Raw genomic sequence first — 14,669 nt, forward strand, 5'->3', positions numbered from 1 at the left:
GCCAAGGAGCGGACGAGTGAGCGGAGTGGTGGCGGCGATCTTTTCGGTGGCAGTGATCGCCGCCTTCACCCTGCTTGGCTTCGGGGTCCGCTTCGCGCTTCAGCCCGCGACCCGCAAGAACGGCGCGCTGATGATCGTGGCGGGGGTGGTAATCCTCGCCAACGTGCTGATCTGGACGGTGTGAGCGCCTAGCGGCGGCCGACCGGCGCCTTGGGAAGGGGCTGGGCGAGCCGCATGTCGACGTAGTCCTCGACGATCTTCATGAGGAGGTCGAGCTCGTTGGCGAAGAAGTGGTTGGCGCCGGGGATCGTCTCGTGGGCGATGGTGATGTGGCGCTGGGTCCGGAGCTTGTCGACCAGCTTCTGCACCGCCGCCGGTGTGACCACCTCGTCGGCCTCGCCCTGGACGATGATGCCCGAGGAGGGGCAGGGGGCGAGGAAGCTGAAGTCGTACATGTTGGCCGGCGGGGCGATCGAGATGAAGCCCTTGATCTCGGGACGCCGCATGAGGAGCTGCATCCCGATCCAGGCGCCGAAGCTGACCCCGGCGACCCAGGTCTGCTCGGCCTCGGGATGGATCTGCTGGACCCAGTCGAGCGCGCTCGCCGCGTCGGACAGTTCGCCAACGCCATTGTCGAACACGCCCTGGCTCTTGCCGACCCCGCGGAAGTTGAACCGCAGGGTGGCGAAGCCGCGCTTGACGAACGCCTGGTACAGGAGCTGCACCAGCTTGTTGTTCATCGTGCCGCCCGCCTGCGGGTGGCTGTGGAGGATCAGCGCGACCGGCGCGCGCGGGCGCACCCCGGGGTGAAAGCGGCCTTCGAGACGGCCCTCGGGCCCGGGAAAGATAACTTCGGGCATGACCCTCTGGATGTGTAAGGTGTGACTTGAAAGTGGCCGCGCCTATATAGGGTCGGTTCATCAACAGGCAATCGGCGGCTGCTCGCACGCGCTCATGGGCTCCACGCATATCTATCTCGACCATGCCGCGACGACGCCGGTGGTGGCGCCGGCGCGGGCGGCGATGGCCGATGCGTTGGCTGAGTGGGCCAATCCGTCGAGCCCGCACGCCGCGGGGCGCGCCGCCAAGGGCCGGCTCGAGCGGGCCCGTGCGAGCATCGCCGAGGCGCTCGGCTGGCGGCATGACGTCATCTTCACGAGCGGCGCGAGCGAGGCGCTGGCGATCGCCGGGGCGCGGGCGCTGCGTCCGGGGCGCTGGCACGGCGCGACCGAGCATGAGGCGGTGCCCGCCGCGATGGGCGCGGGCAGCCGGGTGCTTCCGGTCGGCGCCGACGGTCTGGTCGACGAGGCCGCGCTCGACGCCGCACTGGCCGAAGGGCCGGGGCTAGTCGCCATCCAGCAGGTCAATAACGAGACCGGGGTGATCCAGCCGTTGGACCGGCTCGCCGAGCGGATCCGCGCGGCGGGCTCGCTGCTCCTCGCCGATTGTGCGCAGGGGGCGGGCAAGCTGCTGCTGCCCGACGCGGACTTCATCGCGGTGTCGGCGCACAAGCTCGGCGGCCCGCCGGGAGTGGGGGCGTTGCTGGTCAAGGACTTAGGGATGCTCGCTGCGACGGGTGGGCAGGAGAAGGGCTATCGGCGGGGGACGCATAACCTGCCCGCCATCGCCGGTTTCGCCGCGGCGCTGGGCTCGGGCGCGTTCGCCGAGGCGATGCCGCGGCTGGCCGAGCTGCGCGCACGGCTCGAAGCGGCGCTGCCGGCGACGGTGATCGCCGCCGAGGCGCCGCGCAGCCCGGCGATCGGCGCCTATGCGGTCAAGGGGGTGAGCAGCGCGGCGCTGCTGGTCCAGCTCGACCTCGCCGGGTTCGCGGTCAGCGCGGGGAGCGCCTGCTCCTCGGGCTCGATGAAGCGCAGCCACGTGCTGGGCGCGATGGGGGTGGCGGGGGAGCTCGCCGACCGGGTGGTGCGGATCAGCTTCGGGCCCGAAACGACGGCGGCGGAGGTCGACGCGGTCGCCGCGGCGATCGCGCGCATCGCCGAGCGCGCCCGCGCCGCATGATCTACCTCGACTATCAGGCGACCACCCCGCTCGCGCCCGAGGTCAAGGCGGCAATGCTGCCGTGGCTCGACCATTATGCCAATCCGCACAGTCCCAGCCGTGCAGGCCGCGAAGCCGCAGCCGCAATCGAGCATGCGCGGGGGCAGGTTGCCGCGGCGCTTCCAGAGGGTGGTGACGTCATCTTCACTTCGGGGGCGACCGAGGCGCTCAATCTCGCGCTGCGCGGAGTGGGGACGCCGGGCCGCGACGAAATCGTCACGGTGGTGACCGAGCACGCTGCGGTGCTCGACACCTGCGACTGGCTGGAGGGGCAAGGACGGGCGGTCGTCCGCTTGCCGGTCGGCGCCGACGGGCTGCTTGACCTCGGTACGCTGCGGGCGGCGATGAGCGAGCGAACCGCCTTGGTCGCGGTCATGCTGGTCAACAATGAGATCGGGGTGATCCAGCCCATCGCCGAGATCGCCGCTATCGCGCATGAGGCGGGCGCCTTGATGCTGTGCGACGCAGTGCAGGGATTCGGGCGGATGGCGGTGCCCGATGGGCCCGACCTCATCGCGGTCAGCGGGCATAAGGTGCACGGCCCCAAGGGCGTGGGCGCCTTGTGGGTGCGGGCGGGAATCGATGTCGAGCCGCTGCTTCACGGTGGCGGGCAGGAGCGGGGGCTGCGCTCGGGGACGCTGTCGCCGATGCTGTGCGTGGGCTTCGGCGCGGCGGCGGCGCTGGCGGTCGAGCGGCGCGAGGCCGACGCGGCGCATGTCGAGCGGCTGTGGGCGGTGGCGCTCGACGCGCTCGGTCCGGGCTGGACCGTCAACGGCAGCACCGAGCAGCGCTATCGCGGCAACCTCAACCTGCGCGGCGACGGGCTCGACGCGGCGCGGCTGATCGGCGAGCTGCGCGACATTTCCTTCAGCCTCGGCAGCGCCTGCGCGAGCGGCTCGGGGCGGCCGAGCCACGTGCTGCGCGCGCTGGGGCTGAGCGATGCCGAGGCGCGCTCGTCGATCCGGCTTGGCTTCGGGCGCTATACGACCGAGGGCGAGTTGGCCGAGGCCTGCGGCCGGATCGCCGCGGCGGCCGAGGCGCAGCGCCGCTGGGTCGCATGACCCTGGTCACCTTCCTTCGGCCCGACGGCAGCGTCGATCGTGCGGTCGAAGCGCCGGCGGACGCGCGGTTGCTTGACGTCGCGCAGGCCGCCGGCCAGCCGCTCGAGGGCACCTGCCACGGGGCGATGAGCTGCTCGACCTGCCACGTCATAGTCGCGCCAGACGACTTCGCCCGGTTGAAACCGGCGAGCGAGGAGGAAGAGGATCTGCTCGACTTCGCATTTGCGGTCGAGCGAACTAGCCGGCTTGCGTGCCAAGTGGTGCTGTCGGCGGGACTGGAGACGCTGACGGTGCGGATGCCGGGGTGACGTGGTGACGTCACCGGAGGTCGTCACCCTGAACTTGTTTCAGGGTCCATTTTGTCGGCGACGGCGCGGGTGACGGGATGGATGCTGAAACGAGTTCAGCATGACGGGGGAAGAAGGGGAAGAGGGCGCGGAGTGAATCCGCGCCGTCGGTCGTGTCCGCTTCGCGGCACGCCGGCTGTGCTGGCATGTCTCAGCGCCAGCTCGCGCTGCCGCTGTGCATGCGGCGCAGGTGGGAGCCGGAACGACCCGGGACGAAATCGTTGTGGCTGCTTCCTTCCGGACCTGACCAGGTTGGCGACAATCCCGTCCGCCCGACTCCCGGGCGGCCATATGGTCGAAGCATCGCGGTCTGACAAGGAGTGGGCGAACGCATGACAGCCGCCCCCGCGCCCCCTACATCTTGACCCAATGACCGACGAATCGCCCGCTGACGAACCCGGCCTCGGCCTCGACCTGCCCGCGCAGCCGCTCGAGAAAAGTGCGGCGGCCTCGCCCTATCGGGTGCTCGCCCGCAAATACCGCCCGCAGAGCTTCGCCGAGCTGATCGGGCAGGAGGCGATGGTAACCACCTTGGCCAATGCGATCGCCTCGGGGCGGATCGCGCACGCCTTCCTGCTGACCGGGGTGCGCGGGGTCGGCAAGACCTCGACCGCGCGGCTGGTCGCCAAGGCGCTCAACTGCATCGGACCCGACGGGCAGGGCGGCCCAACCATCGATCCGTGCGGGGTGTGCGAGCCGTGCCGGGCGATCGCCGAGGGGCGGCACATCGACGTGACCGAAATGGACGCGGCGAGCCACACCGGCGTCGACGACGTCCGCGAGATCATCGAGGCGGTCCGCTACGCCGCGGTCAGCGCGCGCTTCAAGATCTACATCATCGACGAAGTCCACATGCTCTCGAAGAATGCCTTCAACGCACTGTTGAAGACGCTCGAGGAGCCGCCGGCGCACGTCAAATTCCTGTTCGCGACGACCGAGGTCAACAAGGTCCCGGTGACCGTGCTGTCACGCTGCCAGCGGTTCGACCTGAAGCGCATCCCGGCCGAGAAGCTCGCCGAGCATTTCGGCCGTGTCGCCGAGCTGGAGCAGGTCGCGGTCGAGCCCGAGGCGCTGAGCGTGGTCGCCCGCGCCGCCGAAGGGTCGGCGCGCGACGGGCTGTCGATCCTCGACCAGGCGATCGCGCACGGCGAGGGGCGGGTGACCGCCGCCGAAGTGCGCGCGATGCTCGGCCTCGCCGACCGCGGGCGGGTGCGGCAATTGCTGGCGACCGTGCTCGATGGGGATGCCACGGCCGCGCTGGCGCAGCTCGACGAGGCGCACAGCCTCGGGCTCGACCCCGCCGCGCTCATCCGCGGGCTGATGGAGTCGGTCCATGCAGTGACCCGGGTCAAGGCCGGGGCGCAGGCGGATGTCCTCTCCTCGGCCGAGGAGCGCGAGGCTGCCGAGGCGCTGGCGTCGCGGCTCGGCTGGGCCAACCTGCACCGGCTGTGGCAATTGCTTCTCAAGGGACTGGCGGACGTCGGCCAGGCGCCCGACCCGCAGGAAGCCGCGGCGATGGTGCTGCTGCGCGTCATCCACGCCGCCGAGCTGCCCGACCCGGCGACGATCCTCGCGCAATTGCAGTCGGGCGGGGCGGTGGCGCTGGGCAGTCCGGCGCCCGCCGCCCGCGCGCCGGCCGCCATTGCACCGGCGGCGTCGGCTGCGACCAGCCTGCCGGCTACCTTCCTCGAACTGGTGAAGCGGCTCGAGGGCGAGGGGCAGGCTTTGCTCGGCCTCAAGCTGCGCGACCAGGTCGGGGTGGTCCGCTATGCCCCGCCCGAGCTGGCGTTGAAGCCGCTGAAGCCGCTTGGCCCCGATTTCTCGCGCGAGCTGGCCGGCCAGTTGAAGACGCTGACCGGCGCGACCTGGTCGGTGACCCTTGCCGAGGGTGAGGCTGAGCCGTCGTTGAAGCAGCAGGACGACATGGCCGAGGAACGTGCCCGCGCCGCCGTCCTCGCCGACCCCGCCGTCGCCGCCGCGCTTGCCGCCTTTCCCACCGCGACGCTCGAAAGCGTTGCTCGACCAGGAGCCTGATCCATGCCCGAAATGCCCGACCTCAATGCCATCCTCGAGATGGCGCAGAACGCCCAGGCCGAGCTCCAGCGCGCGCAGGACAATCTCGACAAGGTCGAGGTCGAGGGCCAGGCCGGCGGCGGGCTGGTCAAGATCCGCTCGAGCGCCAAGGGGCGGATCATCGGCATCAGCATCGACGACAGCCTGCTGCAGCCCTCGGAGAAGACGATGCTCGAAGACCTCGTCACCGCCGCGCTCAACGACGCGCGCCTGAAGGCCGACCAGGTCGCCGCTACCGAGATGCAGCGGATGCAGTCGAGCCTGCCGCTGCCGCCGGGCTTCCAGATGCCGGGGATGTGACGGACGCGGTTGACTTGGCCTGACGGGCTGCCACTCTCGTCCGGCTCGGACAGGAGGGGAAAGATGTCGGCGCTGGGTGCAATGCAGAACTGGCCGCTCAGGGTCATGCGGCTGGTCGACCATGCCGAGCGCGAGCATGCGCAGCGCGAGGTCGTCTCCGCCTGGGCCGATGGCAGCATCACCCGCACCAACTGGGCCGAGGTTGCCGCGCAGGCGCGGCGGATGGCCAGGGCGCTCGAGCGGATGGGCATCCGCAAGGGCGACCGGGTCGCCACGCTGGCGATGAACCACGCCCACCATCTGACGTCATGGTATGGCGCGATCGGGATGGGCGGTATTCTCCACACCATCAACCCGCGGCTGTTCGCCGACCAGCTCGCCTTCATCGCCAACCATGCCGAGGACCGGGTACTCCTCTACGACCGGGCGTTCGCCGACCTTGTCGAGAGCATGAAGCCGCAGTGGCCGACGATTGGCCATTACGTCTGCATGGACGACGGCGAGTTCGCCGATTGGCTGGCCCGCGAGGACGACGATTACCGCTGGGCCGAGGGCGACGAGCGCGAGCCGTGCGGGCTGTGCTACACCAGCGGGACCACTGGCAATCCCAAGGGCGTGCTCTACGAGCATCGCTCGACCATGCTCCACACGCTGATGGAGGTGAGCCCCGACGTCTTCAACCTCGGCGCGAGCTCAGTGGTGCTGCCGATCGTGCCGATGTTCCACGCCAACGCCTGGGGGGTGCCGTGGGCGGCGCCGATGACTGGGTGCAAGCTGGTCCTCTCCGCCGACTATCGCCCGCAGCAGATGTGCGAGCTGTTCCGCGACGAGGGCGTGACTCACTCGGCGGGGGTGCCGACCATCTGGATGGGGATGATCGAATATATCGAGCGCACCGGCACCCCGCTGTCGGCACTGAAGAACGTCACCATCGGCGGGTCGGCAGCGCCGCGGGCGATGGTCGCCTGGTTCCGCGAGCGCGGGATCGACGTCGGCCACGCTTGGGGAATGACCGAGACCTCGCCGATCGGCACCTGCGGCGCACCGCCGGCGGGCTGGGACGATTACGGCGATAGCGAGCAGCTCGACTACATCACCCGCCAGGGCCGCATCCCGTTCGGAGTCGAGCTGCGGACAGTGGACGACGACGGCCACGTGCTGCCGCGCGACGGGGTGTCGTCGGGCCGGCTGCAGGTGCGCGGGCCGTGGGTGGTGCAGCGCTACTTCAAGGCGGACCATGACGCGGTCGACGCCGAGGGGTGGTTCGACACCGGCGACGTCGCCGCGCTCCACCCCGACGGGACGATGCAGATCACCGACCGCTCGAAGGACGTGATCAAGTCGGGCGGCGAGTGGATCAGCTCGATCGAGCTCGAGAATGCCGCGGTCGGCTGCGCCGGCGTGGCCGAGGCGGCGGCGATCGGGATCGTCCATCCCAAGTGGGACGAGCGACCGCTGCTGCTGGTGGTCCGCGCGCCGGGGAGTGACGTCACCGCGGCGCAGGTGCGCGCCCACCTCGCGACCCAGGTCGCCAAATGGTGGCTGCCCGACGCGATCGAGTTCGTCGACGAGCTCGCCCACACCGCCACCGGCAAGCTGAGCAAGAAGACCCTGCGCGAGCAGTGGCGCGACTATCGCTTCCCCGACGCGGTGGCGATGGTCGGGCGGTAGGTCCACACCTAGCCAACCGGCTTCCAAACGCTTATCTGCGCGGCAAATCTCACCACCGCTTAATAAGGATCAAGCGACCCCATGGCCGCCCAGTACGCCTACGTGATGAAGGGTCTGACCAAGACCTTTACCGGCGCTCCCAAGCCGACGCTGAGCAACATCAACCTGCAATTCTATCAGGGCGCCAAGATCGGCATCGTCGGCCCCAACGGCGCCGGCAAGTCGACCCTGATGAAGATCATGGCCGGGATCGACACCGAATATACCGGCGAGGCCTGGCCCGGCGAGAACATCACCGTCGGCTATCTCGCGCAGGAGCCCGAGCTCGACCCGACCAAGACCGTGCTCGAGAACGTCAAGGATGGCGCGCGCGGGACCGCCGACATGGTCGATCGCTTTAACGCGATCTCGGCCGAGATGGGCGATCCCAAGGACGACACCGACTTCGACGCGCTGATGGCCGAAATGGGCGAGCTGCAGGAGAAGATCGACGCGGTCGACGGGTGGACGCTCGACAACCAGCTCGAGATCGCGATGGAGGCGCTGCGCTGCCCGCCGTCGGATTCACCGGTGACGTCATTGTCGGGCGGTGAGAAGCGCCGCGTCGCGCTGACCCGGCTGCTGATCCAGAAGCCATCGATCCTGCTGCTCGACGAGCCGACCAACCACCTCGATGCCGAAAGCGTCCAGTGGCTCGAGCAGCATCTCAAGGAATATGCCGGCGCGGTGCTAATGATCACCCACGACCGCTACTTCCTCGACAATGTGGTGGAATGGATCCTCGAACTCGATCGCGGGTCTTATTATCCCTACGAAGGAAACTACTCCACCTATCTGGAAAAGAAGGCGAAACGCCTCGAGCAGGAGAGCCGGGAGGAGAGCGGCAAGCAGAAGGCGCTGACCCGCGAGCTCGAATGGATCCGGCAGACCCCGGCGGCGCGGCAGAGCAAGAGCAAGGCTCGCATCCGCAAGTTCGAGCAATTGCAGGACGCCCAGGACGACCGCCGCATCGGCAAGGCGCAGATCGTCATCCAGGTGCCCGAGCGCCTCGGCGGCAAGGTCATCGAGGTCGAGAACATCTCCAAGGCCTATGGCGACAAATTGCTGTTCGAGGATCTGAGCTTCACCTTGCCCCCGGGCGGAATCGTCGGGGTGATCGGCCCCAACGGCGCGGGCAAGTCGACGCTGTTCAAGATCCTCACCGGCAAGGAAGCCCCCGACAGCGGCAGCGTCGCGGTCGGCGAGACCGTGCGACTGGGCTTTGTCGACCAGAGCCGCGACCACCTCGATCCCAAGAAGAACGTGTGGGAAGAGATCAGCGACGGGCTCGATTATATGAAGGTCAACGGCCAGGACGCCTCGACCCGGGCTTATGTCGGCGCGTTCAACTTCAAGGGTCCCGACCAGCAGAAGAACGTCGGCAAGTTGTCGGGCGGTGAGCGCAACCGCGTCCACATGGCGAAGATGCTGAAACAGGGCGGCAACGTGCTGCTGCTCGACGAGCCGACCAACGATCTCGACGTCGAGACGCTGGGCGCGCTCGAGGACGCGATCGAGAATTTCGCCGGCTGCGCGGTGGTCATCAGCCACGACCGCTTCTTCCTGGATCGGCTGGCGACCCACATCCTCGCCTTCGAGGGCGACAGCCACGTCGAGTGGTTCGAGGGTAACTTCGAAGCCTATGAAGAGGACAAGAAGCGGCGCCTCGGGCCGGAGGCCGACCGGCCGACGCGGACCAGCTACAAGAAGCTGGCGCGGTAAGGGGGCGCTCCTCCGGCGTAAACAGGGGGCACTTGCTTCGATTCAAGAAGGTGGATGCCGGATCAAGTCCGGCATGACGGGTTTTCGGAGAGCGTCACCCCGGGCTTGACCCGGGGTCCACCTGCCTTTTGCCGATCAGCGGCTCGAAGCCGAAGTCTTCGGCAAGGTCCCGCCAGCTCGGATTGGCCTCTACGATCAGCTCGATCTTCCACTCGCGCCGCCAGCGCTTGATCGTCTTCTCACGGGCGATGGCGGTCAGCATCTCCTCGTGCCGTTCGAACCAGACAAGGCGCGTCACGCCGTAGCGGGTCGTAAAGCCGCGGGTCGTACCCTCGCGATGCTTGAACATGCGTGCGACGAGGTCCGAGGTTACGCCAGTGTAGAGGGTACCTTTGAACCCGCTTGCCAGAATGTTGACGCAGGGTTCGCGCTGCATTGTCGCATTCCAAAAGAAGGTGGATGCCGGGTCAAGCCCGGCATGACGAGTAAGGGTGACTGCCGGCTCCCGCCAGCCCCTTTTGCGCCGCAGCATGGGCGTGGTAAGCGGCCGCCCATGACTTCGACCAACGACATTCGCCGCAGCTTCCTCGATTACTTCGAAGGGCAAGGGCACGCCCGCGTGGCATCGGCGCCGCTGGTGCCGCACAACGACCCGACGCTGATGTTCGTCAACGCCGGGATGGTGCCGTTCAAGAACGTCTTCACCGGGCTCGAGAGCCGGCCCTATTCGACCGCGACGAGCAGCCAGAAGTGCGTCCGCGCGGGCGGCAAGCACAACGACCTCGACAATGTCGGCTACACCGCGCGCCACCACACCTTCTTCGAGATGCTCGGCAATTTCTCGTTCGGCGATTATTTCAAGGAACGCGCGATCGCGCTCGCTTGGGGACTGCTGACCAAGGAGTGGGGGCTCGACCCCGACCGTTTGACGGTCACCGTCTACCACAGCGACGACGAGGCGTTCTCCCTGTGGCAGAAGATCGCCGGACTACCCGACCACCGCATCATCCGCATCGCCACCAAGGACAATTTCTGGGCGATGGGGCCGGACGGGCCGAGCGGCCCCTGCTCGGAAATTTTCTACGATCACGGCGACCACATCCCCGGCGGTCCTCCGGGCAGCCCGGACGAGGATGGCGACCGCTTCGTCGAGATCTGGAACCTCGTCTTCATGCAGCACCTGCAGGAGAACGACGTCATCGTCTCCGACCTGCCGCGGCCGTCGATCGACACCGGCATGGGATTGGAGCGGGTCGCCGCGGTGCTGCAGGGGGTCCACGACAATTACGACACCGACACCTTCAAGGCGCTGATCGCGGCGTCCGAGGAGCTGACCCGGACGCGGGCCGAGGGCGCGAGCCAAGCCTCGCACCGGGTGATCGCCGATCATTTGCGCTCGTCGGGCTTCCTCGTCGCCGATGGCGTGCTCCCGGCCAATGAGGGGCGCGGCTATGTGTTGCGGCGGATCATGCGCCGGGCGATGCGCCACGCGCACCTGCTCGGCGCCGCGGAGCCGCTGATGTACCGGCTGGTGCCCGCGCTGGTCGCCGAGATGGGCGCGGCTTACCCCGAGCTGGTCCGCGCGCAGCCGCTGATCGAGGCGACGCTGCGCCAGGAGGAGACCCGCTTCCGCCAGACGCTGACCAATGGCCTGCGGTTGCTCGACGAGGCGACCGGCTCGCTAGGCGCGGGCGGGACGCTGCCGGGCGAGACCGCGTTCAAGCTCTACGACACCTACGGCTTCCCCTACGACCTCACCGAAGACGCGCTGCGGGCGCAGGGGCTGCAGGTCGACCGCGCCGGCTTCGACGCGGCGATGGCCGAGCAGAAGGCGCGCGCCCGGGCGGCGTGGAAGGGCTCGGGCGAGAAGGCGTTGGATGAATTGTGGTTCGACCTGGTCGAGGAATATGGCGCGACCGAGTTCACCGGTTACGCGGGCCACCGGGGCGAAGGGGCGGTGCTGGCGATCGTCCGTGACGGCCAGCGGGTCGAGATGCTCGAGGCGGGGCAGACGGGGCAGGTGCTGCTCAACCAGACGCCCTTCTACGCGGAAAGCGGCGGGCAGGTCGGCGACAGCGGAAACCTCAAGACTCTGAACGGCTTCGAGGGCGACGTTACCGACACGTCAAAGCAGCTCGGCAAGCTCCACGCGCTCGCCGTGACGGCGCGGAGCGGCTCGCTCAAGGTCGGCGACACGGTCCAGCAGAGCGTCGACGAGGAGCGCCGCCGGATGGTCCGCGCCAACCACAGCGCGACGCACCTGCTCCACGCCGCGCTGCGCCATCGGCTCGGCACCCACGTCACCCAGAAGGGCAGCCTGGTCGCTCCCGACCGGCTGCGCTTCGATTTCTCGCAGCCGACCGCGCTCACCGCCGACGATATCACGGCGATCGAGGCCGAGGTGAACGCCCACATCCGCCACAACCAGCCGGTGACGACCCGGCTGATGACCCCCGACGAGGCGATCGCCGAAGGCGCGATGGCGCTGTTCGGCGAGAAATATGGCGACGAGGTGCGCGTGCTCTCGATGGGGCTCGACAGCGACAAGACCTATTCGGTCGAGCTGTGCGGCGGCACCCACGTCAATGCGCTGGGCGACATCGCGCTATTCAAGATCATCTCCGAGAGCGCGGTGAGCTCGGGAGTGCGGCGGATCGAGGCGCTGACCGGCGAGGCGGCGCGCCACTGGCTGATCGCCCGTGACGCGCGGCTGCGCGACATCGCCGCCAGCCTCAAGGCCGCGCCCGACGAGGCCCCGGCGCGGGTCGCCGCGCTGGTCGAGCAGACGCGCAAGCTCGAGCGCGAGCTGGCCGAGGCGAAGAAGCAGCTCGCGATGGGCGGCGGCGGCGGGGCGCCCGCGGCCGGGCCCGAGGAGATCGCTGGCGTGCCGTTCATCGGCCGCGTGGTCGACGGGCTCGACCCCAAGGCGCTGCGGCCCGAGATCGACAAGCTCAAGAAGCAATTGGGCTCGGGCGTCGCCGCGCTGATCGCGGTCAACGACGGCCGCGCCAGCGTCGCCGCCGGGGTCACCGACGACCTCACCGGCCAGGTCTCCGCGGTCGACCTCGTCAAGGCGGCGGTCGCCGCGCTCGGCGGGCAGGGCGGGGGCGGTCGCCCCGACATGGCGCAGGGCGGCGGGCCCGATGGCGCCAAGGCCGACGAGGCGCTGGCGGCGATCAAGGACGGGCTGGCAAAGGTCAGCGCCTGACGAGCCCGCTCGTCCTGAGCGGACCCCGGACTTGTTCCGGGGGAAGTCGAAGGGCGCTCGCGTGGCAAGGCGCCCTTCGACTTCGGCCTGCGGCCTGCGCTCAGGACGAACGTTTGGTGTTCAGCGCCGCCGTCCGAGCGCCGGCTCCTCGCTGAGCTCGCCCTGCTCGCGGATGAGGGCGCGTAGCTCGGCGCGTTTTCGTGGATCGAGGCGATCACCGGGCCCGTCGCGACACCGATGTCGACCAGCACCGCCTCGCTCATCTGCAGGCTGCCCTCCATCGTCTCGGGCACCGCGTCGGTCGCGCCGGCCTTGTAGAGCTGTGCGGCGTGGGCGCCGTCGCGGGCTCGGCTGACGATGGTGAGGCGGGGGCAGTCGTCCCGGATGGTGCGGGTGAGGCGGTTGGCGAGGACGGGGTCGTCCATCGTCAGCACTACGGCGGCCGCGTCGCGCAGGCCAAAGCGCTCGACCGCATCGCCCTTGGCGACGTCGCCGAAGATGACGCGGTGGCCGCTCTCGCGCGCGGCGGCGACCGCGTCGATATCGCCCTCGATCGCGAGGTAGCGGCGGCCGTGGGCGCTGAGCATGTCGGCGACCAGCCGGCCGACCCGCCCGAAGCCGAAGATCATGGTCACGCCCGCCGTGTCCTCGGCGCGGCTGCCGAGCGCGTCGGGGTCGATCCGCCGCGACAGCCGCCGGCCGAGCGCGGCGAGCAACGGGGTGACGGTGAGGCCGAGCGCCGTGACGATGGTCCAGAAGCCCGCCTGGTTGGCGCTGAGGACGCCGGCGGCGGCGGCGGCGCCGAGGACGATCAGGGTCAGCTCGGACGGGCTCGAGAGGAGCAGCGCGGCCTCGATCGCCACCCCGCGGCGGCGTCCGCGCCAGCGCAGCAGCCCCATGATCACCGCCGCCTTGGCGAGCAGCACCGCCGCCAGCGCGCCGAGCAGCGCGGGCCACTGCGCGACGATGGCGGGGAGGTCGAGCCGCAGCCCGACGGTGATCAGGAAGACGCCGAGCGCGAGGCCGCGGAGGGGCGCGGTGATGACCTCGACCTCGGCATGATAGTCGGTCTCGGCGATCAGTACCCCGGCGAGCAGTGCGCCGAGGCTGGCGCCGAGGCCGACACGGCCGGTGGCGAGGCTGCAGAGCATCAGGACGAGCAGGCTGATCGAGAAGAACAGCTCGGGGCTCTTGGTCCGCGCGGCCTGGGCGAACAGCATCGGCAGGAGGAAGCGGCCGGCGAGCAGCAGGCCGGCGATCACCGCGAGGTCGAGGGTCAGCGTCCCGAGCAGGGAGGCCCCGCCCGCCCCTCCGTCGAGCACGAACAGGATGGGGACAAGGCTCAAATCCTGGAACAGCAGGATGGCGAGCGCGACCCGGCCGACGCCGCTGGTGGTCCCGGCGATGGGGAGGACCAGGGCGGTCGAGCTCATCGCCAGCGCGAGCCCGAGCACGACCCCGCTGCCGCCGCGCGCGCCGAGAGCCCCGCCGAGCCCGCCGAGCAGCAACGCGGTCAGCAGCATCTGCGCGCCGCCCAGCCCGAACACCGCCTGGCGCATCGCGCCGAGGCGCTTGAGGCTCATCTCAAGCCCGATGGCGAAGAGGAGGAGGAGGATGCCGAACTCGGCGAAGGGCTGGATGGCGTCGGGATCGGTGATGCTGACCGCGCGCAGCCACGGCCAGCGCTCCGCCCAGCCGCCGAGCAGGTGCGGGCCGCCGAGCACGCCGACGAGGATGAAGCCGAGCACCGGCGAGATCCTGAGCCGCGAGAAGGCCGGGATGACGATCCCCGCCGCGCCGAGCACGGTCAGCGCGTCCGACAGCGCCGGACTGAAGTGGAGCGCGTTCGCCATGCCGCCTTTAAGCCGTAAGCCGGGGCCGGAGCCAAGGTGTCGCTGTTTCGTTTCCGGGGTAAGCGACATTAAGGAGGCTGCAGTGGCCGAGAAGACGTTCAAGCAGGGCGACAAGGTGGCGTGGGATTCGAGCGGCGGCCACTCGGTCGGCAAGGTCGAGAAGAAGCTGACCAGCCCAATGATGATCAAGGGCCACAAGGTCGCGGCGTCCAAGGTCAATCCGGAATATCTGGTGAAGAGCGACAAGAGCGGCAAGGAAGCCGCGCACAAGCCGGGCGGGCTCAAGAAGGCCTGAGCGGGGGCGCCTTGCTTTCGGAGCGAGCGGGCCGATGATGTG

12 protein-coding genes, 1 other RNA gene and 1 pseudogene are annotated in these 14,669 nt (G+C 69.3%); 10 read left to right on the plus strand and 4 right to left on the minus strand.

The window, feature by feature from the left end; genetic code table 11:
• Positions 1 to 16: 16 nt before the first annotated feature.
• Positions 17 to 184, plus strand: coding sequence for a hypothetical protein (locus tag GCU42_RS14950; RefSeq protein ID WP_162789238.1), 168 nt, complete (start codon positions 17 to 19; stop codon positions 182 to 184).
• A 4-nt stretch (positions 185 to 188) separates the two neighbouring features.
• Here the strand turns inward: GCU42_RS14950 and GCU42_RS02595 are convergent, their stop codons facing one another.
• A complete protein-coding gene (locus GCU42_RS02595) occupies positions 189 to 860 on the minus strand; it encodes an alpha/beta hydrolase (RefSeq protein WP_114227976.1) in 672 nt (223 codons plus the stop codon).
• A 94-nt stretch (positions 861 to 954) separates the two neighbouring features.
• On the opposite strand from GCU42_RS02595, the gene GCU42_RS02600 reads away from it, so the two are divergent.
• Genes GCU42_RS02600 through GCU42_RS02610 form a run of 3 tightly spaced genes read left to right on the plus strand, consistent with a single transcriptional unit; the run spans position 955 to position 3,427 of the window.
• Positions 955 to 2,019, plus strand: coding sequence for a cysteine desulfurase family protein (locus tag GCU42_RS02600; protein WP_114227975.1), 1,065 nt, complete (start codon positions 955 to 957; stop codon positions 2,017 to 2,019).
• Positions 2,016 to 3,119 carry a cysteine desulfurase family protein gene (locus GCU42_RS02605; protein WP_114227974.1) on the plus strand — a complete coding sequence of 368 codons (1,104 nt, stop codon included), beginning with the start codon at positions 2,016 to 2,018 and terminating at the stop codon, positions 3,117 to 3,119. The genes GCU42_RS02600 and GCU42_RS02605 overlap by 4 nt, the downstream gene beginning before the upstream one ends.
• The gene (locus GCU42_RS02610) at positions 3,116 to 3,427 is read left to right on the plus strand and encodes a 2Fe-2S iron-sulfur cluster-binding protein (protein ID WP_114227973.1); all 312 of its coding nucleotides are present in this window, start codon (positions 3,116 to 3,118) and stop codon (positions 3,425 to 3,427) included. Before GCU42_RS02605 ends, GCU42_RS02610 begins: the two co-directional genes overlap by 4 nt.
• A 225-nt stretch (positions 3,428 to 3,652) precedes the next feature.
• Here GCU42_RS02610 and ffs read toward each other — a convergent pair.
• An RNA gene (gene ffs / locus GCU42_RS02615) (signal recognition particle sRNA small type) lies at positions 3,653 to 3,750 on the minus strand.
• 85 nt (positions 3,751 to 3,835) lie between these two features.
• Here ffs and GCU42_RS02620 point away from each other — a divergent pair.
• From GCU42_RS02620 to ettA, 4 genes are all read left to right on the plus strand, one after another.
• Positions 3,836 to 5,500 carry a DNA polymerase III subunit gamma/tau gene (locus tag GCU42_RS02620; RefSeq protein WP_114227972.1) on the plus strand — a complete coding sequence of 555 codons (1,665 nt, stop codon included), beginning with the start codon at positions 3,836 to 3,838 and terminating at the stop codon, positions 5,498 to 5,500.
• Positions 5,501 to 5,512: 12 nt separating this feature from the next.
• On the plus strand, positions 5,513 to 5,839 hold the full coding sequence (locus GCU42_RS02625; RefSeq protein ID WP_114228369.1) for a YbaB/EbfC family nucleoid-associated protein: 327 nt from the start codon (positions 5,513 to 5,515) through the stop codon (positions 5,837 to 5,839).
• A 63-nt stretch (positions 5,840 to 5,902) separates the two neighbouring features.
• On the plus strand, positions 5,903 to 7,510 hold the full coding sequence (locus GCU42_RS02630) for a long-chain fatty acid--CoA ligase (protein ID WP_114227971.1): 1,608 nt from the start codon (positions 5,903 to 5,905) through the stop codon (positions 7,508 to 7,510).
• Between the two features lie 81 nt (positions 7,511 to 7,591).
• On the plus strand, positions 7,592 to 9,271 hold the full coding sequence (ettA, locus tag GCU42_RS02635; protein ID WP_114227970.1) for an energy-dependent translational throttle protein EttA: 1,680 nt from the start codon (positions 7,592 to 7,594) through the stop codon (positions 9,269 to 9,271).
• Positions 9,272 to 9,365: 94 nt separating this feature from the next.
• Here the strand turns inward: ettA and GCU42_RS02640 are convergent, their stop codons facing one another.
• A complete protein-coding gene (locus tag GCU42_RS02640) occupies positions 9,366 to 9,707 on the minus strand; it encodes a GIY-YIG nuclease family protein (protein WP_114227969.1) in 342 nt (113 codons plus the stop codon).
• 117 nt (positions 9,708 to 9,824) lie between these two features.
• Here GCU42_RS02640 and alaS point away from each other — a divergent pair, with 117 nt between their 5' ends.
• Positions 9,825 to 12,479: an alanine--tRNA ligase gene (gene alaS, locus GCU42_RS02645; RefSeq protein ID WP_114227968.1), complete on the plus strand. Its 2,655-nt coding sequence runs from the start codon at positions 9,825 to 9,827 to the stop codon at positions 12,477 to 12,479.
• Between the two features lie 350 nt (positions 12,480 to 12,829).
• Here alaS and GCU42_RS02650 read toward each other — a convergent pair.
• Positions 12,830 to 14,401, minus strand: a pseudogene (locus tag GCU42_RS02650) (cation:proton antiporter domain-containing protein); the annotation flags it as partial.
• Positions 14,402 to 14,414: 13 nt separating this feature from the next.
• Here GCU42_RS02650 and GCU42_RS02655 point away from each other — a divergent pair.
• On the plus strand, positions 14,415 to 14,627 hold the full coding sequence (locus tag GCU42_RS02655; protein WP_240309482.1) for a hypervirulence associated TUDOR domain-containing protein: 213 nt from the start codon (positions 14,415 to 14,417) through the stop codon (positions 14,625 to 14,627).
• Positions 14,628 to 14,669 lie beyond the last annotated feature (42 nt).

This window comes from Sphingomonas ginsengisoli An et al. 2013, assembly GCF_009363895.1.
GTDB classification, from domain to species: domain Bacteria; phylum Pseudomonadota; class Alphaproteobacteria; order Sphingomonadales; family Sphingomonadaceae; genus Sphingomicrobium; species Sphingomicrobium ginsengisoli.